The sequence below is a fragment of the Kribbella sp. NPDC055071 genome, assembly GCF_053608045.1.
This window is the reverse complement of sequence record NZ_JBSGUS010000024.1, coordinates 30,786-49,797: the sequence shown is the minus strand read 5'-3', so window position 1 is coordinate 49,797 and position 19,012 is coordinate 30,786. Positions and strand designations below refer to the sequence as shown.

General features: G+C 67.7%; 20 protein-coding genes. 13 read left to right on the top strand and 7 right to left on the bottom strand.

From position 1 onward, the window contains the following. Positions 1-27: 27 nt before the first annotated feature. Genes ACWF4Z_RS31830 through ACWF4Z_RS31820 form a run of 3 tightly spaced genes read left to right on the top strand, consistent with a single transcriptional unit; the run spans position 28 to position 2,343 of the window. Positions 28-381 carry a YciI family protein gene (locus tag ACWF4Z_RS31830; protein WP_452246927.1) on the top strand — a complete coding sequence of 118 codons (354 nt, stop codon included), beginning with the start codon at positions 28-30 and terminating at the stop codon, positions 379-381. Then, positions 378-1,628 carry an RNA polymerase sigma factor gene (locus ACWF4Z_RS31825; protein WP_452246876.1) on the top strand — a complete coding sequence of 417 codons (1,251 nt, stop codon included), beginning with the start codon at positions 378-380 and terminating at the stop codon, positions 1,626-1,628. Before ACWF4Z_RS31830 ends, ACWF4Z_RS31825 begins: the two co-directional genes overlap by 4 nt. 37 nt (positions 1,629-1,665) lie before the next feature. Next, entirely contained in the window at positions 1,666-2,343 is a 678-nt protein-coding gene (locus tag ACWF4Z_RS31820; protein ID WP_452246875.1) for a hypothetical protein, read from the top strand. Positions 2,344-2,472: 129 nt separating this feature from the next. Here ACWF4Z_RS31820 and ACWF4Z_RS31815 read toward each other — a convergent pair whose 3' ends face one another. Together ACWF4Z_RS31815 and ACWF4Z_RS31810 are read right to left on the bottom strand one after the other, a co-directional pair. Next, positions 2,473-3,024, bottom strand: coding sequence for a DUF4240 domain-containing protein (locus tag ACWF4Z_RS31815; protein ID WP_452246874.1), 552 nt, complete (start codon positions 3,022-3,024; stop codon positions 2,473-2,475). 58 nt (positions 3,025-3,082) lie between these two features. Next, positions 3,083-3,886, bottom strand: a complete 804-nt coding sequence (locus ACWF4Z_RS31810) for an alpha/beta fold hydrolase (protein ID WP_452246873.1) — start codon at positions 3,884-3,886, stop codon at positions 3,083-3,085. Between the two features lie 92 nt (positions 3,887-3,978). Here ACWF4Z_RS31810 and ACWF4Z_RS31805 point away from each other — a divergent pair, with 92 nt between their 5' ends. Beyond that, complete coding sequence (locus tag ACWF4Z_RS31805; protein ID WP_452246872.1) at positions 3,979-4,656, top strand: TetR/AcrR family transcriptional regulator; 678 nt, start codon at positions 3,979-3,981, stop codon at positions 4,654-4,656. 32 nt (positions 4,657-4,688) lie between these two features. On the opposite strand, the gene ACWF4Z_RS31800 is transcribed toward ACWF4Z_RS31805, so the two are convergent. Beyond that, positions 4,689-5,747 (bottom strand): LacI family DNA-binding transcriptional regulator, encoded by a 1,059-nt coding sequence (locus ACWF4Z_RS31800; protein ID WP_452246871.1) that lies wholly within the window; start codon positions 5,745-5,747, stop codon positions 4,689-4,691. Positions 5,748-5,980: 233 nt separating this feature from the next. Here ACWF4Z_RS31800 and ACWF4Z_RS31795 point away from each other — a divergent pair, with 233 nt between their 5' ends. Genes ACWF4Z_RS31795 through ACWF4Z_RS31775 form a run of 5 tightly spaced genes read left to right on the top strand, consistent with a single transcriptional unit; the run spans position 5,981 to position 11,245 of the window. Continuing rightward, positions 5,981-6,343, top strand: a complete 363-nt coding sequence (locus ACWF4Z_RS31795) for an L-rhamnose mutarotase (RefSeq protein WP_452246870.1) — start codon at positions 5,981-5,983, stop codon at positions 6,341-6,343. Positions 6,344-6,347: 4 nt separating this feature from the next. Further along, positions 6,348-7,511 (top strand): L-rhamnose isomerase, encoded by a 1,164-nt coding sequence (rhaI, locus tag ACWF4Z_RS31790; RefSeq protein WP_452246869.1) that lies wholly within the window; start codon positions 6,348-6,350, stop codon positions 7,509-7,511. Further along, positions 7,499-9,544: a bifunctional aldolase/short-chain dehydrogenase gene (locus ACWF4Z_RS31785; RefSeq protein WP_452246868.1), complete on the top strand. Its 2,046-nt coding sequence runs from the start codon at positions 7,499-7,501 to the stop codon at positions 9,542-9,544. Before rhaI ends, ACWF4Z_RS31785 begins: the two co-directional genes overlap by 13 nt. Before the next feature lie 36 nt (positions 9,545-9,580). Then, entirely contained in the window at positions 9,581-11,002 is a 1,422-nt protein-coding gene (locus ACWF4Z_RS31780; protein ID WP_452246867.1) for a rhamnulokinase, read from the top strand. 6 nt (positions 11,003-11,008) lie between these two features. Next, positions 11,009-11,245 (top strand): LuxR C-terminal-related transcriptional regulator, encoded by a 237-nt coding sequence (locus ACWF4Z_RS31775; RefSeq protein ID WP_452246866.1) that lies wholly within the window; start codon positions 11,009-11,011, stop codon positions 11,243-11,245. Positions 11,246-11,303: 58 nt separating this feature from the next. Here the strand turns inward: ACWF4Z_RS31775 and ilvA are convergent, their stop codons facing one another. Next, the gene (ilvA, locus tag ACWF4Z_RS31770) at positions 11,304-12,611 is read right to left on the bottom strand and encodes a threonine ammonia-lyase IlvA (protein ID WP_452246865.1); all 1,308 of its coding nucleotides are present in this window, start codon (positions 12,609-12,611) and stop codon (positions 11,304-11,306) included. A gap of 231 nt (positions 12,612-12,842) precedes the next feature. Between ilvA and ACWF4Z_RS31765 the strand changes: the two genes are divergently transcribed. Continuing rightward, on the top strand, positions 12,843-13,709 hold the full coding sequence (locus ACWF4Z_RS31765; protein WP_452246864.1) for an HIRAN domain-containing protein: 867 nt from the start codon (positions 12,843-12,845) through the stop codon (positions 13,707-13,709). Between the two features lie 134 nt (positions 13,710-13,843). Here ACWF4Z_RS31765 and ACWF4Z_RS31760 read toward each other — a convergent pair whose 3' ends face one another. After that, positions 13,844-14,674, bottom strand: a complete 831-nt coding sequence (locus ACWF4Z_RS31760) for an NAD(P)H-binding protein (RefSeq protein WP_452246863.1) — start codon at positions 14,672-14,674, stop codon at positions 13,844-13,846. Between the two features lie 76 nt (positions 14,675-14,750). Here ACWF4Z_RS31760 and ACWF4Z_RS31755 point away from each other — a divergent pair, with 76 nt between their 5' ends. Continuing rightward, on the top strand, positions 14,751-15,182 hold the full coding sequence (locus ACWF4Z_RS31755; protein ID WP_452246862.1) for a MarR family winged helix-turn-helix transcriptional regulator: 432 nt from the start codon (positions 14,751-14,753) through the stop codon (positions 15,180-15,182). Here ACWF4Z_RS31755 and ACWF4Z_RS31750 read toward each other — a convergent pair. Beyond that, positions 15,171-16,004 (bottom strand): collagen-like triple helix repeat-containing protein, encoded by an 834-nt coding sequence (locus ACWF4Z_RS31750; protein WP_452246861.1) that lies wholly within the window; start codon positions 16,002-16,004, stop codon positions 15,171-15,173. The two genes, ACWF4Z_RS31755 and ACWF4Z_RS31750, sit on opposite strands and share 12 nt — an antisense overlap. A 79-nt stretch (positions 16,005-16,083) precedes the next feature. Here ACWF4Z_RS31750 and ACWF4Z_RS31745 point away from each other — a divergent pair, with 79 nt between their 5' ends. After that, entirely contained in the window at positions 16,084-16,680 is a 597-nt protein-coding gene (locus ACWF4Z_RS31745) for a nucleotidyltransferase domain-containing protein (RefSeq protein ID WP_452246860.1), read from the top strand. 37 nt (positions 16,681-16,717) lie between these two features. Next, complete coding sequence (locus ACWF4Z_RS31740) at positions 16,718-17,746, top strand: hypothetical protein (protein WP_452246859.1); 1,029 nt, start codon at positions 16,718-16,720, stop codon at positions 17,744-17,746. Here ACWF4Z_RS31740 and ACWF4Z_RS31735 read toward each other — a convergent pair. Then, complete coding sequence (locus ACWF4Z_RS31735) at positions 17,738-18,976, bottom strand: hypothetical protein (protein ID WP_452246858.1); 1,239 nt, start codon at positions 18,974-18,976, stop codon at positions 17,738-17,740. The genes ACWF4Z_RS31740 and ACWF4Z_RS31735 overlap by 9 nt on opposite strands. Positions 18,977-19,012 lie beyond the last annotated feature (36 nt).

Here is a 19,012-nt window from a genome sequence, read left to right as displayed (position 1 = left end):
AGGGACAGGATGGTGCCTGTGAAGTACATGCTGCTGATCTACAGCAACGCCGAGAGCTGGGCCGGCCTGTCCGCCGAGCAACGCGAGGGTCTGGCCCACGCGCACGAGTCCCTGACCCGAGAGCTCAGCGAGCAGGGCCTTCTGGTCAGTGCGGCCGGTCTGGCCGACCCCATCACCAGCCGGACCGTGCTGGTGCGTGACGACACCACGACCACCACAGACGGCCCGTACGCCGAGGCGAAGGAGCACCTGGCCGGGTTCTATCTGGTTGAGTGCGATCACATCGAGCAGGCGATCGCGTACGCCGCGCGGATGCCGGATGCGGAGTACGTGGCGGTGGAGGTACGACCTGTGATGGACCCGTCCGGGCTGGAGATGTGACCGCGTCGGCCGGCCGGTCCGAGTTCGAGCCGCTGCTGCGGGAGCAGGCGCCGCAGGTGCTGAGCGCACTGGTCCGGCACTACGGTCACTTCGACCTGGCCGAGGAGGCTGTTCAGGAGGCCTTGCTGGCGGCCGCTCAGCAGTGGCCGGCCGAGGGTGTGCCGGACAACCCGCGTGGTTGGCTGATCCGGGTCGGGTCGCGTCGGCTGACCGATCTGCTCCGCAGCGAGTCGGCCCGGCGGCGGCGCGAGGAGAACGCGGCGCAACTGGCCGCTCCGGAGGAGTTCGTTGCCTCAGGCCCTGAGATCGACGATCCGGGTGGTCGGGACGACACTCTGACGTTGCTGTTCCTGTGCTGCCATCCTGCTCTGTCGGCGGCCTCGCAGATCGCGCTGACGTTGCGTGCGGTCGGCGGTCTGACCACTGCACAGATCGCGGCGGCGTTTCTGGTGCCGGAGTCGACCATGGCGCAGCGGATCAGCCGGGCGAAGCGCAGTATCAAGCAGGCCGGCAGTACGTTCGAGCTACCGCCCGAAGCGGAGCGGGACGAACGGATGGGCGCCGTACTGCACGTTCTGTACCTGATCTTCAACGAGGGCTACACCGCGTCATCGGGTACGTCGTTGCACAGCGCGGAGCTCACCAGTGAGGCCATCCGGCTGGTGCGCGGTGTGCGCAGGCTGCTGCCTGATGACGGCGAGGTGGCTGGGTTGTTGGCGCTGATGCTGCTCACCGATGCACGTCGGCCCGCTCGGACCGGTGCTGAAGGCGCACTGATCCCACTGGCCGATCAGGACCGATCGGCATGGGACAAGGCAGCCATCCTCGAGGGCGATGCGCTGGTGACGGATGCACTGTCTCGTACGCAGCTCGGGCCGTACCAGGTCCAGGCCGCGATCGCTGCGGTACACGACACGGCGGAGCGGGCCGAGGACACGGACTGGCGGCAGATCGTTGCGCTGTACGACGTACTCGAGCACATGGTCGACAACCCGATGGTGAAGCTCAACCACGCGGTCGCTGTCGCTATGGCGGTCGGGCCGAAGGAGGGCCTCGCCGTACTCGAACCGCTCGAGTCCGACGATCGCCTGACCGACCACCACCGGTTGGAGGCGGTCCGCGCTCATCTGCTGGAGATGTCGGGCGATCTGGCCGCCGCTCGCGACAGTTACCTGCTGGCAGCCCGCCGTACGACCAGTGTCCCGGAACGCAACTACCTGCAATCCAAGGCGGACCGGCTGACCTGAGGTCGCGTTGCTAACGGAGATGTGTCAGGTTTGAACTGTGGATCTGACCAGGGCCTCGCTGTTGCGGGAGATGCTGACCGGTACCGAGCTGGGTAGCCGGACCACCGAGTTCGCGCACTCATTGCGTCGATTCACGACGCGGACCCGCGGGCTGATGCTGTTCGGGCCGGTCGACGACGAACCGTGGCATCTGACCGCCCATCTGGACGACGAGCTGCACCGGGCCGGGATCGAGGACATCCGGCCGTCGCTGGTGCGCTGGGCGCCGCCACCGGACGCACCGCCGCATCTGGCGATCGGACTGGATCGGCTGCAAGACACCGGCCGCGGTCAGTCGCTTCTGGTGGTGGCCGAGGAGAATCCGGCCGACTCGTTGCTCGAGCGGATCAGCGACGTACGACGACGCGGTGCGACGATCTTCAGCATCGGGAACGGCGACAAGGAGCTCACGTCGCTCAGCCACGAGGCACTGGTGCCCGAGCTGCTGATCCCCGAGGGGTTTGGGTGGACGAGCCGACGGCTCGAGTACGGCTTCGACCACGACGAGCCGCAGCCCACTGCACCGCTGACCGAGCTGGAAGCGCCTACGGCCGAGGGGTTCGAGATGGCGCAGCACCTGGTCAGCCTCGCGGCCGCCGACGAGGACGCCGGCCAACCCGGGTGGCGACGCCGCCTCCGCACCGCCATCGAGCGGCTGAGCGGCGAGCCCGCTTAAGCGGGTCCGGACTCCCGCCACTCATCAAACGCGGTCACCGCCGTCTCCCCTTGCCCGCACAGGCTCAGCCGGTCTCGATGGGCCTAGATTGCTGAGTGGCGGCGGTCCGCCTCCTCGGCCGACTTGCGGTCAGACGTCGAGGTAGAGGCCGGAGAGCCGCGGCAGGTGGGTCTCGAGGTCGTCCTCGTCGTCGAAGTCGATCTCCTCACCCGCCGGCAGGTCCGGCGTGTCCGGGGCCTCGGCCTCGACCGCCTTCCAGTACGCCGCGTCGTCGCCGGTCACGTTCTTGTACGCGTGACTGCCGACGTGCAGCATCCCTTCCCCGTCGAACCCCTCGAACTCGTCCGGCCGATCCTCGTCGACCACGTCCGCGAGCGAGTCCGGCACGGCCAGCGCCGCCTCCCAGACCTCCCGCCCCTGCGCGATCAGCCAGCCCCGGAACGAGTCGAACCCGTCCTCCGAGGCGCCCGAGTTGATCAGGTACGCCGCTGCCCACAGGTCCCACCGGAAGGACTCGACCTGCAACCGCGCGAGCTCAACCCCGAACCCGGCGATCTCATCGGCCTCCAGCCCACCCAGCAGCTTGGTCAGCGCGTCCGCAACCCCATCCGGATCCGCGACGGTGTCGTCCACTCCACCACGCGCATCCTCAACAAGACCCCAGAACCCATCCCTGTCCACCCCCAAAGCCTCTCACCACCCCCGGTCCAAAAGGGAGCGCCAACTCAGAACAAGTTCGTCAGATTTGCTCAGCAAAGGCGCGGAGGGCTGGGGCTAGGACTGACGGGTCGGCGCTGTGGTTTTCGCCGGGGATGGGGGTGAGGGTGGCGGTGGGGAGGTGGGTGGTTATGGCTTGGGCTGCGGTGGTTAGCCAGGGGGCGGTGGCGTTGCCGTGGAGGACTAGGACTGGTGCGGCGATTGTTGACCAGCGGTCCGGGGGGAGGGGGTTGCCGGACATGGTGGTGCCCATGATGCGGCCGTCGTACGCGATGGTGTGGGCGATCTCCTCGACAGGCGCCCAGAACGGGCTTTGTTTCATGCCGGCGACGAACTCGGGCGGGATGCCGGCGGCCGCGGTCATGAACAGTTCCGCGGCCTGGTCACGCCGGCCGGCGGCTACGAACGCGTCCAGTTGCTCGACGTAGTCGGATGGCAGCGGGGGACGTGAGTCGTCGACCACGACCGGTGGCTCGAAGAGGGCCAGCCCGGCGATCGGTAGTCCGGCCGCAGCGGCGTCCAGTGCCAGCAGCGAGCCCGACGACCACGCGAACACCACTGCGGGCTGTCCCGCGTCCTCGATCAGCGCACCGAGATCCTCGATCTCCCGGTCGATCGCGTACGGCGCTGTGTCGCCACTCTCACCACGTCCGCGCCGGTCGTACACATACACCCGGAATTCGTCGCTCAGCAGCTTCGCCACCTCGGCGTTCGCCGGGTTGACCGCGCGGTGGGCGGTGGCGCCGTCGACCATGATCAGCGGTCGGCCCTCGCCGTACGCGTCGAAGGCGATCGTCGTGCCATCGGCGGATTTCACGGTACTCATCGCACTCTCCTCAGGTTGGGAACTAGACCGTACAGTACTGAGAAGAGAACTGGACTGTCTAGTATGATTTTGCGTAACCGAAGGAGAACTCCGTGGAGCATCGCCAGCGAGCCGCGGTCTGGCAGCCGGATCAGCCCGTCGAGATCGAGGGCGAGGGTCGGACGCCGCGCAAACGCCGCGCGATCCTGGCCGCGGCGACCGAAGCCTTCCTGCAGCACGGGTACCTCGGCGCGAGTATGGACGAGGTCGCCGCGAAGGCCGGAGTCTCCAAACAAACCGTCTACAAGCAGTTCGAGAACAAGGAGCGCCTCTTCGCCGAGATCGTCCTCGGCACCAGCGACCAGGTGATGGAAGGACTGGCCCAGGCGTACGCCGACACCCTCGACGGAGCCACCGACGCGCGCGAGGCCCTGCGTGCGCTGGCCCGACGCCTCCTCGACAGCCTGACCGCAGGCAGCGTGCTCCAGCTTCGCCGCCTCGTGATCGCCGAGGCCGACCGCTTCCCGGAAGTCTGCGGCGCCTGGTTCACGACCGGCTTCGAGAAGTCACTGGAGGCCTTGGGCGAGGCACTCACCCAACTCACAGACCGCGGTCTCCTCCGCGAACTGGACGATCCGACGCTGGCGGCGTACCAGTTCGCCGGCCTGGTCATGTACAAGCCCATGAACCGCGCCATGTTCGCCGGCACCCGCGAAGCCCCCAAACCCGGCGAACTGGAGAACCTCGCCGACAAGGCCGTCGACGTCTTCCTCGCGTCGTACGGCGTCTAGCAACCCCGCTCCGGGCTCGTCGCCTGATGTAGTCAGCCTGTGCCGCGGGTTGAGGTTCGGACTACGAGCTCTGGGGTGAAGGTCAGCCGTTGGTGTTGGTGGTCCGGGTTGGATGACTCGTCGAGGAGGAGTTCGGCGGCGGTTCGGCCGAGGAGTTGGCGGGGTTGGCGGACCGAGGTCAGCGGTACGGCGGCGGCCGCGGCGAACTCGATGTCGTCGTAGCCGACGATGGCGAGGTCCTCGGGGACGCGCAGGCCCAGGCTCACGCACTGCTGGAGCAATCCCAACGCCAGCAGGTCGTTCGCGCAGAACGCGGCGGTCGGGCGGCGGTCGGCCGGGAGACCCGCAAGTCGTTGCCCTGCGCCCCTACCTTCGGCGACGGTGAGCGCGCCGGTGGTGAGCTCGACCAGGTCGTCGGCTGGGCGGCCGGCGTTCTGGAGTGCGTGCCGGGCGCCGTCGCGGCGGTCGAGGACCTGGCCGATCGTGTTCGGGCCGCCGACGTACGCGATCCGTTCGTGGCCGAGCTCGAGCAGGTGCGCGATCGCGAGCTCGCCGCCGAGTACGTCGTTCACCGCGACCGAGCAGGCCTCGGACTCGTCGATGGAGCGGTCGACGACGACGACCGGCGTACCGCGGGACGGGAGTTTGCGCAGGCGGGACGAGCTTTGGTCGATTGGGGTGATCAGGATGCCTTGGACGCGTTGCTGTTCGAGCAGGTCGAGGTAGTCGGCCTCGCGGTCGGCGTCCTCGTTGCTGTTGCACAGGAACACCGACAGACCGGCTTCGCGCGCGGCCTCCTCGACGCCCTTCGCGACGTCGGTGAAGAACGGGTTGCCGGCGTCGAGCATGAGGTAGGCGAGGATCCGGCTGCTGCCGGCGCGGAGCTGGCGGGCCGATTCGTTCCGGACGAAACCGAGTGAGGCCATCGCCGCCTCGACCTTGGCCCGCGTCGACGGGCTCACGACCTCGGGCCGGTTGAGCACGTTCGAGACTGTCCCCAGGGAGACGCCGGCCGCGGCGGCGACCGCCTTGACTCCCGCCGAGTGCCGTTTGGCTCCTGCCCCGACGGGCGGGGTGGTGTCTGATGCCATGGGTGACCTCCCCGCGTCAATGGTTGAAACGTGTTAGCTGGCGAAGCTTACCTGCTTCCGCCGCGATTCCCGGAGGAACCGGCCGAGATCGGCCGATGATCGGCGAGCAGGGGGTTGACGCGCACAGCCCCGCACGCCTACTTTCGTGTACGCCGTTTGAAACCTTTCAGCAGCCACCCTGCACACCAGCCCGCACACCATGCCGATCCCCCGCCTGCGCCCGAGGTCAGCCTGTGAATCGTTACTGCTTCTGTCTCCAGGTCCGGCCGGACCGCCTGGACGAGTACGTCGAGCGCCACCGCAACGTCTGGCCCGACATGCAGGCCGCGCTGCGCGACTCCGGCTGGCACAACTACTCGCTCTTCCTGCGCGACGACGGCCTCCTGATCGGGTACGTCGAAGCCGACGATCTCGAAGCGGCACAACAGGCGATGGCGGCCACCGAGGTCAACGCCCGCTGGCAGCAGCAGATGACCGAATTCTTCGCCGGCCAAGAAGACGGCCAAGAAGACGGCCAAGAAGAAGGCAGGCCGCCGGACGAGTCGTTCCTGCTCCTGCCCGAGATCTTCCACCTGACTCCAGCCGAAGGGGACTGACGATATGACGACCGAAGCCGTGAAGGCCGCGCTGAGCCGCCAGGAGATCGAGCTGCCCTCCTGGGCGTTCGGCAACTCCGGCACGCGGTTCAAGGTGTTCACCCAGCCAGGTGTGCCGCGTTCGCCGGAGGAGAAGATCGCCGACGCGGCGGTCGTCCACAAGTACACCGGGGTCGCGCCGAGCGTCGCGCTGCACATCCCCTGGGACAAGGTGGACGACTATGCGGCACTCTCGGCGTACGCGAAGGAGCAGGGCGTCCGCCTGGGCGCGATCAACAGCAACGTCTTCCAGGACGACGACTACAAGCTCGGCAGCGTCACCAACCCGGATCCCGCCGTACGGCGCAAGGCCACCGACCACCTGCTCGAATGCGTCGACATCATGGACGCGACCGGGTCCCGTGACCTGAAGCTCTGGTTCTCCGACGGGACGAACTACCCAGGTCAGGACGACATCCAGGATCGGCAGGATCGGCTGGCCACGGCGTTGAAGGAGGTGTACGACCGGCTTGGCGACGACCAGCGGATGCTGCTGGAGTACAAGCTGTTCGAGCCGGCCTTCTACACCACGGACGTGCCCGATTGGGGTACGTCGTACGCCCACTGTCTCGAGCTGGGGCCGAAGGCAACGGTCTGCATCGACACCGGGCACCACGCCCCCGGGACGAACATCGAGTTCATCGTCGCGTTCCTGCTGCGGGCGAAGAAGCTCGGTGCGTTCGACTTCAACAGCCGGTTCTACGCCGACGACGACCTGATGGTCGGGGCGGCGGATCCGTTCCAGCTGTTCCGGATCATGAACGAGATCGTCCGCGGCGACGCGCTCGACCCGGACCGCGGGATCGCGTTCATGCTCGACCAGTGCCACAACATCGAGGCCAAGATCCCCGCGATCATCCGCTCGGTGATGAACGTCCAGGAGGCGACCGCGAAGGCCCTGCTCGTCGACCGCGACGCTTTGCGGACAGCGCAGCAGACAGGCGACGTACTGGGCGCCAACGCGGCGCTCATGGATGCCTACAACACCGATGTCCGTCCGCTGCTCGCTGAATTGCGTGCGGCGCAGGGACTCGACCCGGACCCGGTCGCGGCCTACCAGCGCAGCGGTTACTTCGAACAGATCACCAAGGACCGAGCCGACGGCCAGCAGGCTGGATGGGGAGCATAGTGAGCGACACCGCGGCCGATCTCGTTGCCCGAAGCAACAGACTCGGCGCCGATCCGCGCAACACCAACTACGCCGGCGGGAACACCTCGGCGAAGGGAACGGTCACCGATCCGGTCACGCAGCAACCCGTGGATCTCCTGTGGGTGAAGGGATCCGGAGGCGACCTGGGCACGCTGACCGAGAAGGGCCTGGCGGTGCTGCGGCTGGACCGGCTGAACTCGCTGGTCGACGTGTACCCGGGCGTCGACCGCGAGGACGAGATGGTTGCCGCCTTCGACTACTGCCTGCACGGCAAGGGCGGCGCGGCACCCTCGATCGACACGGCGATGCACGGCCTGGTCGACGCGCCGCACGTCGACCACCTGCACCCGGACTCCGGGATCGCGCTCGCGACCGCCGCCGACGGCGAGAAGTTGACCGCGGAGTGCTTCGGCGAGCGAGTGGTGTGGGTGCCGTGGCGGCGGCCCGGATTCCAGCTCGGTCTGGACATCGCGGCGGTCAAGCGCGAGAACCCGGCCGCGATCGGCTGCATCCTGGGCGGTCACGGCATCACCGCGTGGGGCAACACCTCGGCCGAGTGCGAGGCCAACTCCCTGGAGATCATCCGTACGGCGGAAGCCTTCCTGGCCGAGCGTGGATCCGCTGAACCCTTCGGCGCGGTGGTGCCCGGGTTCGAGGCGCTGCCCGAGGACGCCAGACGCGCCCGGGCAGCCGCGCTGGCACCGGTGATCCGGGGACTCGCCTCGACGGACAAGCCCCAGGTCGGGCACTTCACGGATTCCGACGTCGTGCTCGAATTCACCGCCCGGGAGAAACTCGCCCCGCTGGCGGCGCTCGGCACCTCGTGCCCCGACCACTTCCTGCGAACCAAGGTGCGGCCGCTCGTGCTCGACCTACCGGCGTCGGCGCCGCTGGAGGACGCGATCGCACGGTTGAAGGAACTGCACGCGGCGTACCGCGACGAGTACGTGAGCTACTACAACCGGCACGCGGACGCGGACAGTCCGGCGATGCGGGGTGCTGATCCGGCGATCGTGCTCGTGCCCGGGGTCGGCATGTTCAGCTTCGGCAAGGACAAGCAGACCGCTCGGGTGGCCGGCGAGTTCTACGTGAACGCGATCAATGTGATGCGCGGCGCCGAGGCGGTGTCGACGTACGCGCCGATCGACGAGCGGGAGAAGTTCCGGATCGAGTACTGGGCGCTGGAGGAGGCCAAGCTGCAGCGGATGCCGAAGCCGAAGCCGCTGGCTACCCGGGTCGCACTTGTGACCGGCGGTGGGTCGGGGATCGGCAAGGCGATCGCGCTGCGGCTCGCGGCCGAGGGCGCCTGCGTGGTCGTGGCCGACCTGGATCTGGCCGCGGCCGAGGCGGTGGCGAAAGAGATCGGTTCGTCCGATGCGGCCGTTGCCGTGGGCACCGATGTGTCGTCCGGCGCCGCGGTCGAGGAGGCGTTTCGCCAAGCGGTGCTGGCCTTTGGCGGCGTCGACCTGATCGTCAACAACGCCGGGTTGTCGATCTCGAAGTCGTTGCTGGAGACAACGGAACGCGACTGGGATCTGCAGCACGAGGTGATGGCGAAGGGTTCGTTCCTGGTGTCGCGGACGGCCGCGAAGGTGCTGATCGACCAGGGCCTGGGCGGCGACATCATCTACATCTCCAGCAAGAACTCGGTCTTCGCCGGTCCCAACAACGTCGCGTACGGCGCGGCCAAGGCCGACCAGGCCCACCAGGTCCGGCTGCTCGCGGCCGAGCTCGGCGAGTACGGCATCCGGGTCAACGGGATCAACCCGGACGGTGTCGTCCGAGGGTCCGGGATCTTTGCCAAGGGCTGGGGAGCACAGCGTGCCGCCGTGTACGGCGTACCCGAGTCTGAGCTGGGTGCGTTCTACGCGCAGCGCACGCTGCTCAAGCGAGAGGTACTCCCGGAGCACGTGGCCGCGGCCGTCTTCGCTTTGACCGCCGGCGATCTGACCCACACGACCGGCCTCCACATCCCCGTCGACGCCGGCGTCGCCGCCGCGTTCCTGCGCTAGGGGTCTGGCTATGGAGCGGTTGCAGGGAGTCTCACCATGAAGCGCGTCGCGGCGGTGGATCTGGGCGCGTCGAGTGGGCGAGTGATGCTCGGCATGGTGGGTGCCGACGTACTGCAGCTGTCCGAGGTCAACCGCTTCTGGAACGGTCCGGTCCGCCTCAACGGGCGACTCCACTGGGATGTTCTGCATCTCTACCGGTCGATGCTCGACGGCATCCGAGCGGCCGGTCCGATCGACAGCTTGGGGATTGATTCCTGGGCGGTCGACTACGGTCTGCTCGACCAGGACGGTCGCCTGCTGGGCAATCCCGTCCACTACAGGGACTCCCGCACCGACGGCGTGATGGAACGGGTGCTAGCAAAGGTGCCGGCCCGGGATCTCTTTGCAGCAACGGGTTTGCAGCAGTTGCCGTTCAACACGATCTACCAGTTGGCGTCCGGGCCGCTCGGTGAAGCCGCGACGTTGCTGATGATCCCTGACCTGCTGGCGTTCTGGCTCACCGGGGAGATCGGAGCCGAGCGGACGAACGCGTCGACCACCCAGCTGTACGACGTGGTCGCGAAGGACTGGAGTGATGACCTGATCGCCCGGGTCGGGCTTCCGCGCCGGGTGTTCCCGCTCTTGCGTGAGGCGGGCGACGTGATCGGGACAGTGTTGGGGGACGAGACGGGACTGGTTCCGGGTACGCCGGTGATCGCGGTCGGCTCACATGACACGGCCTCGTCGGTGGTCGCCGTACCGGCTACTGATGAGCGGTTCGCGTACATCTCGTCCGGCACGTGGTCGCTCGTCGGGCTCGAGCTCGCCGCACCGGTGCTCACGGACGAGGCTCGGGAGGCCAACTTCACCAACGAAGGCGGGGTCGACGGCACGATCCGGTTCCTCCGGAATGTGATGGGCCTGTGGATTCTGCAGGAATGCCAGCGGGTCTGGGCTGACGACGATCTGCCGGCGTTGCTGCGGGCGGCGGCCGGCTCGCCGCCGTTCGCCGTACTCATCGATCCGGACGCCGGTGAGTTCCTTGCCCCCGGCAACATGCCGGAGCGGATCAATGAGCACTGCCGGAAGACCGGTCAGGAGCCACCACAGTCACGGGCGGCCATGGTCCGCTGCATCCTGGAGAGCCTCGCGCTCGCGTATCGCCGTACCCTCCGCGAGGCCCAGTCGATCGCGGACCGGGAGGTCGACGTACTGCACGTCATCGGCGGTGGCTCGCAGAACGAACTCCTCTGCCAGTTGACCGCCGACGCTTGTGCGATCCCTGTGCTGGCCGGGCCGGTCGAGGCCTCCGCGCTGGGCAACGTGCTGGTTCAAGCTCGCGCGCTCGGCGAGCCCCTCCCGGATTTGAGCGCGATGCGCGCCCTGGTCCGGTCCACCCATCACCTGCGGCGCTACGACCCGCAGGGCAAACCGGCCGACTGGGACGCCGCCGAGTCCCGAATGTTCGGAAACAGGTGATCTGCAATGACCGTCCAGGAACTCCGCCCTCTCCCGCGCAGAGTCTCGCCCCGCGAGATCAGCCACGACGACCTGCAACTCCTTCGCCTCCTCGCGACCGGCCTGCCGGTCGACGCGGTCGCCCGCCGACTCGAGCTGTCCGAACGAACCGTCCGCCGCCGCACCCGGATGATCTGCGACCGCCTCGGCTTCAGCACTGCGATCGAAGCCATCGTCTGGGCCGCCCGCCGAGGCCTGGTCTGACGTGCAGCTCGACTGACACCCTTATCTCCAGGGGTGTCTGTCGATCTGCACGCCACCTTCAGATGAGGTACCTGAATTCGGGGGAGTTGGGGTTGATGCGTTCGATGTCGAGCGGAGCCGCGTCCATGCGGGCGAGGAGGCCGTCGAGATCGCTCGAGCGGCTGATCTCGATGCCGACGAGCGCGACGCCGGTCTCGCGGTTGTTGCGTTTCACGTACTCGAACAGCGCGATGTCGTCGTCCGGCCCGAGTGCCTCGTCCAGGAACTGCCGCAGCGCACCAGGCTCCTGCGGGAACGTCACCAGGAAGTAGTGCTTCAACCCCTCGTGGACCAGTGAGCGTTCGAGGATCTCGCCGTACCGGCTGACGTCGTTGTTCCCGCCGGACAGCAGGCAAACGACCGTCTCACCGGGCTGCACGGACAGACCGTTGCCCAGGGCACCTGTTGACAGGGCGCCGGCGGGCTCGGCGATCAGGCCGTCGATCTGGTACAGCTCGAGCATCTCCGAGCACACCAGACCCTCGGGGATCGACATCATCTCGACGCCCGCCGCGGCCACCAACGGCAACGTCACGTCGCCGACTCGCCGTACGGCCGCGCCGTCCACAAAACTGTCCAGGGCCGGCAACGTCACCGGCGCACCGGCTTCCAACGCCGCCATCATGCTCGCCGCACCGGCCGGCTCCACGCCGACGATCCGTACGCCGGGGTGCCGTCGCCGCACCCACGTCGCGACCCCCGCGACCAGCCCACCACCGCCGACCGGAACCACCAGTACGTCGGGCGCCTGGCCGAGCTGCTCGATGATCTCGACGGCCAGCGTCCCTTGGCCGGCCACCGTCCGGAGGTCGTCGAACGCGGGCACCATCGTCGCGCCGCTCGCCTCGACCTCCCGGTACGCCGCGGCCGCTGCATCGTCGTACGTATCACCGGTGACGATGAGCTGCACCTGCTTGCCGCCGAGCGCCGCGATCCGGTCCCGCTTCTGGCGTGGCGTCGTCCGTGGCACGTAGACCTTGCCCTGGACGCCGAGGACGTGACACGAGTACGCGAGTCCCTGGCCGTGGTTGCCCGCGCTCGCGCAGACGACGCCGGCCGCCTTCGCCGCGTCGTCGAGCTGGGCGATCAGGTTGTAGGCACCGCGGAGCTTGTAGGAGCGGCCGATCTGCAGGTCCTCGCGCTTCAGCCATACCTGGGCGCCGGTGCGCTCGGAGAGGCGGAGGTTGCGTTGTAACGGCGTGCGTACGGCGACGCCGTTCAATCGCTCGACCGCGGCCTCGATCTCGGCCTCGACGATCGCCGGACCGACGGCCTCCCCGGGACTCGGAAAAGTGGTCGAACCAACGACTGACCTACTGCCCTGCATGAGCTTCCTTCCCGTGCATTTGCACGATCTTCGCAGTTTCGCTCGCTGCCCAAGACGAACGCCGTCCACACTACGGACGGTGGGATACCTGTTGCGCATCAGACTCTTGCACCATGCGTGAAACGGCCTTTCACTGGGCAGTCTAGTTTTCATACGCTCACTCGGTGTAACGATCAGGGCCCTGGTCGGGATGAGCCGAGTAAAGCCGGTCAACAGAGGCTGGAGGGCAGGATGGAACTGATTCCGTTCAGTCTGTGGGGAGACGCCCTGTGGTGTGGTCAGGAGGTCGTGCGGGAGGCTCCGCACGAGCAGGCGATCCGTAGCCTGTTTCCCGACCCCATCCCAGCGCGTGGCGCAGACCTGGACACCGATGCGGACCTGGTCCCGGAACCGCGCAACCGTTTCGATCCCCGATCGATCGCCGTACTGGTGCAGGGGAAGGTTGTCGGCTATCTGCCGAGGGACGACGCACACCGGTACCACCCGGTGTTGTCAGAGTTGGTGGCGCAAGGCCTGCAACCGCAGGTCCCGTGCCACCTGTGGGTCAGTGAGTGGGAGCCGGCGGACTGGGACGGCAAAGGCGACCACAGTACCGAGTTCCACGCCAGTGTTGCCGTGGCGCTCGGGCAGCCGCACATGCTCGTCCCGGTGAACCTGCCACCACCTGGCAGCTATCACCTGCTACCGCCCGGCAGCGGCATCGTCGTACCGGGCAGTGAGGTCCATCCCGACGTACTCGCTCCGTTCTTCCGGGCGGAAGGCGAGTGCTGGGCCTACGCCACCATGCATGCGCTCGAGGAAGAGGACGGCATCCAGGACAGGCCCCGGGTCGTGGTCGAGATCCGGCTGGACGACGAACCGGTCGGCCGCCTCAGCCCACGGCTGAGCGCCGAGTTCCTGCCCGCCATCCACTACCTCAACGACATGCGCGCCGAAACCGCCGCACGGGTCGCCGTTCGCGGCGACCGAACCGCATCGGAGGTGATCCTGTACGCGGCGCGGAGTCACGACCTCCCGGCTACCTGGCCGGACGGCTTGACCCGCTCCCCCGTCGCATCCCCGCAATGGCATTACTGGGCCACGAAAGAGGCCAACTAGGCGGCTGCGCAGTACTCACCACGCCCTGAAGGTGGGCACTGCGGAGCTACTTCCACCACCCTCCTCAGCCCTGACGGAGGGATCCTCGTCCACAGCGGCGGTCTTCCGGTTCTTCGGGAGACCGCCGCTGTACTTCATCCGAAGGCTGCAGCGTTGTCCTCGCACCAGGCCTTGAACGTCCGCGGGTCTTCGCCGGTGATCCGTCGTACGGCGTCTGTGCGTAGACCGACTGTGTCGGTGCGCATGAGCTTCAGGCCTTCGATCATCGCGGCGGCCAGCGCGGGCGGGGCGCCGTCGGGATAGCGGAACCGGACCGCATCCTCCGGGGTCTCGACCGGGCGGAGCTCGAGGTCGCGGCCGATCGCTTCGCCCAGGATCGCGACCTGCTCGGCGAGAGTGAAGGTCTCGCCGCCGGACAGCGTGTATTCGTGTTTCTCGTGGCCCTCCTCGGTGAGGACAGTCGCCGCGACCGCCGCGATGTCGGCCGGATCGATGGGTGCGGTACGGCCGGGGCCGATCGGATCCAGCACGTAGCCGCCGGTCCGGATCGTCGGCAGCCAGTCGAGCGCGTTGCTCATGAAACCGGTCGGCCGGAGGAAGGTCGCCGGGATGCCGCTGTGCCGGATCAGTTGCTCGCGCTCGTGGTGCCAGCGGCCCATGGCGGGGATCGGTTCGCCCAGGACGGCGTACGACGAGAGCAGGACGATGTGCCGCAGTTGCGTGCCGCGGGCGGTCGTGAGGACGTTGGTGGTGTGGTCGAGGCCGATGCCGGGGGCGAGAAGGAAGAGCTTGTCGACGCCTTCGAGGTCGATCGGCCGGTCGAGGTCGCCGATGACTTGCTGGGCGCTCGTGGGTAGGTCGGCGCGTGGGGTGCGGAGCAGGACGCGGAAGTCGGCGCCGCGGCGATCCAGCTCGTCGACCAGGGCGCGGCCGACGCGACCGGTGGCGCCGGTGATGAGTAGCATGGGAGACTCCTTTACCGGTTAATGATCTCCTCGGAACGTTAACCGGTAAATGATCTACTCGTCAATCGGGAGTTTCATGCCTGAGTTCCTGGAGCTGCACAGCAAGACGTCGAAGGTGCTCCGGATGGCCGCGGAGGCCGCCGTCCAACGGCACGGTCTGCGACTGGGTCAGGACCACCTGCTCGCTGCCCTGTGGTCCGAGGACGGCCGGACCCCTGGCGAGATCGCCGCGGCCGTGAATGTCACCACGCCGGCCGTCACCAAGCTGGCCACCCGCCTGGCCGGGGCCGGCCTCCTCGAACGCCGCCCCGACCCCCGCGACAACCGCCTGGTCCGCCTCTGGCTCACCCCCGCTGGCCGAGCCCTTCAGCAACCCATCGAGGCCGAACGCGAGCACCTCGAATCCCAGCTCACCGCCACCCTCACCACGGCCGAACGCCGGCACCTACTCCAAGCCCTCACCAAGATCCACGCCGCCGCCCAGGACCTCCTCACCTCAGGACACTGACCCCACCCGCGACGCGACGATGACGGCGTACGAGATGTTGACGTCGTTGACTCCCGAGGAGCAGTTCATGGTGATGGTGCGACTTCCGCTGACGGTGACCGTGTCCAAGGTGCTCACCGTGGTTCCCTGCGTCTTCTCGTCGACGAACGCCCACTCGGCAGCGTCACCGAGACCGAGGATGCAGCTGCCGATCGACCATGCGGCGTCATCGCTGTTGAGGACGATGGCCTTGGACTGCACGACGTAGGTTCCGGTGCCGAGCGTCAGCGAAACGATGTCCGCGGGCGAGCTGACGTTCTTGGTGCCTTGCTCCCGCGCAACGGATACGCCCGAAATCCCCGGTGCGCCTTGCGGTCCGGTATCGCCTTTGTCTCCCTTGAGGCCCGGCTGACCTTGCACGCCCTGGTCGCCTTGGTCGCCCTTCGGGCCGGTGGCGCCGACGGTGCCGGGGTCGCCCTTGCCCGCGAGCAGCATCCAGTTGGCGTTGGGCGGCTGGCTTCCCGTCGTACCGAAGATCGCTACATAGCTCGAGCCCTGGAACGCGACCGCGTCACGCGGCTTGTACTTCGTCCCCGCCGCCCACTCGCCGCGCCAGGTGAGCCCGGCCGGGCCGGTCTGGTTCCAGCTGAGGGCGACCTCGTTCGACTTGCACGTCCCGTCGTCGGAAACCCGCAGCGCACCCTTCTCCTGCAGCAGCCCGCCGCTCTTGTAGCAGGCCTTGATCACCCCTTGATCGTCCGGCACCACGGCGTACGCAACCCCACCCGCAACCCCCACCAGCCCCAACGCGATGGCGATGACGACAATCCGCTTGCGATTCATCTCAACCCCCAGGTAGTTGTCAGTTTCCCGACCACCCTGGCCACCGACCTTCAGCCAGCCTTCAGAACGGAGCCACCGCATGAGCTCAGCCGACCGAACGCCGGCTCTGACCGCGGTCCGCGATCTCTTCCGTGAGTACCCCTGTCCTTACTGGGTGGCCGGCGGGTGGGCGCTCGATCTGTTCGCCGATCGCGTACTGCGCCCGCACGACGACGTCGACGTACTCGTGCTCGCCCGTGATCTCGACCAGCTGTCCCAGACCTTCTCCAGCACGCGTCCGCTCGTCGAACATCCGGAGACGGGCGAACGCCGTACCTGGCTGCCAGCCGAACAACTCGCGCCCGGCCCGCACGCCCTCGTCTTCCCCGACGCCGATCACCCGGCTCCCATCCAGATCCTCCTGGCGGCCTCCGACCAGGACGACTGGGTCTACCACCGCGGCCGCGGCACCGTCCGCAAGCCGCTCGCCGAAGTCACCCTCACCTCACCCGCGGGCCTCCCGTACCTGGCCCCGGAGATCGTTCTCCTCTTCAAGTCCCGCAACTCCCGCCCGAAAGACGACGCCGACTTCGCCGGCGTCTCCCCGCTCCTGTCGCCGGTCCAACGTGAATGGCTCCGTGCCCACATTGCTCCCCGGTTCCCCGATCACTCCTGGCTCCCAGCGCTCACCGAATGACCTCGGGTTGTCGGACCCGGCCGCTAGCTTGGCGGACATGCAGCTTCCGGAGCCTCGGCCGTTGGGGCCGGATCGTGGTGGTCAATGGGTTCGGTGGTGGACCTCGACGGAGTGGACTCAGGAGGTGGACGGTTGGGTCGCCTGCCGGCTTGCTGAGCGGGGGCGGCGGATCACCGGCGCGGCGGTCACGTATCGGACGAGGTTTTGGTCTGTGGTCCGGTGCTATCCGTCTGCCGAAGGGCTGGTCTGGTTCAAGGAGAACAATCCAGGGCATCGGTTCGAGGCCGCGCTGGTCGCGACGCTGGCGCGGATTGCGCCGTACGACGTGATCGTGCCGCTGGCCGTGGATCGCGAACGCGGCTGGCTGCTGACCGACGACCACGGCACAACGCTTACCCATCCGGACGTCGCTGATCAGCCGACGCGGTGCATCGTCGTACGGGCGTTGGCTCGTCTGCAGTGCTCGCTCCTCGGTCGCGTGAAGGCAGCCGGAATGCTTGTGCTCACGCCCGGCGCGGCCGGCGACCGAATGCGCGCTATCGCTCGGGAGTGGGCGGGGTTGCCGCCCGATCATCCGTTGCGGCTCTCGTCCGACGTACTGCGACGGGCTGAGCGCGCTGCCGCCGTACTGGATCGACGTACGGCATCTCTCAGCTCCTGCGTCCCGCTCGATCTGGAGCTCAATGACGTGTACGCCGCGAACATCTTTGCCGACCGGTCATCCGGTGCGCTGCGGCCGCGGTTCTTCGACTTCGGCAACGCGATCTGGGGTCACCCGTTCGTCTCGTTGCACGGCTTCCTCGAGTCCGTGGTCGACTGGACCGGCGCGCCACTGCCTCCGGCCGATCGCGAGGCGCTGTACGACGCCTACCTGGCAGAGTGGCGCGATCACCTCGGCGTTGATCTGCAGGTGCTGCGCAAGGACCTCGCGGTGACCGAGGCGCTGGTGAATGTGCATCGGCTCGTCTCGTGGGCTCGCCTGATCCCGCACGCCGACCCGATCGAGCTCAGCACCCGTGCCGAGATCCCCCTGAAGTTCCTGACCAGAGCCGCCGGGTCACACTGAGGCCAGGACGGGGGTCGTTGCTGTCAGCACCTTTCGGGCTCGGTGGGCGACGACGAGCGTGCTGATGATGTCGGCGACGAAGATGAACTGCAGGACGATGTGGAGCGCGCAGAAGCGTGGGCTGATGACGTGGCGGCGGAGCATCAGGACGAGGCAAGTGACCCCGTAGATCGAGGTCGGCAGCATCATCAGGTAGGTGCCGACGACCGCGGGGATCAGGGCGCTGGCGGCGGTGGCTCCGACGAACGCGACTCCCCAGGGGCCCATGAACAACAGCGCACCGCGGGTGATGGCGACCGGCAGGAGCGTCCAGACGAGAACGATGGTGGCGCCGAGGACGAAGTTCTGCAGGAACAGCGGGATCAGGCTGAGCTTCACCGTGCGGGCCGACTGCCGGAGTCCGTCGAGGTCGTCGCCGAGGAAGAGCCGCACAGCCGTCCGGAAGGTGATCAAGGGGACGACTGGGACGAGTGCGAGCGCGAGGAACGCCAGCGGCGTCGCGAAGCCGAGGTAGTACAGCACGTAGGAGAGCAGACTCGCGTCGACGTGGAGCCAGAACACCAGCGCCAGGCAGACCAGCCACACGAGGGCGAACGCCGAGCACACGGTGAGGACGCCGGCCATCAGGTTGGTCAGCAGCGGCCCCGGCGGGCGTCTTGTCCCGATGCGGTCTCGGGCCACCTCGACCATCACGATCGAGCTGAAGACGTCGACGACGAACAGAAAGTGCAGGACCAGATTGATGCCGTAGAAGATAGGCCCGATCTGGTCGTTCTTCCGCATCACGGCGAGACAGGCGACGCCGTACGCCGAGGTCGGCAGGAACACGACGTACGTCAGCGCGACGAACAGCAACGCGGCGAGGAACCCGCTGAGACCGAGCCGCAGCTCGTCATTGGCGCCCGTGACCGTCACGGCTTCGGTCAGCGCGATGAAGTTGAAGACGAAGAACGGGATGGCGACGACCTTCACGAAGTTCGCCGAGTCCTGCAGGGTTTCGAGATCACCCCGCCGGGCCAGCCGGGCCGCATCCAGGAGAACGGCGATCGCCAGGCCGAAGTAGATCAGGAGCCAGACTGCGAGTACGGCGTACGCGACGTTCAGGTCCTGTGTTCCGTCGATCCTGAACGGCCAGTTCAGGCCGATTCCGGACGCCAGGCCGGCGACCAGGATCGCGGCGAGGACCAGTGACGCGCCCAGCAGCTTGGCCGGCTTCGTGACGCGCTCCATCGTGGTCTCCTCCCGGTGCGGTACCGGGCAATCCTG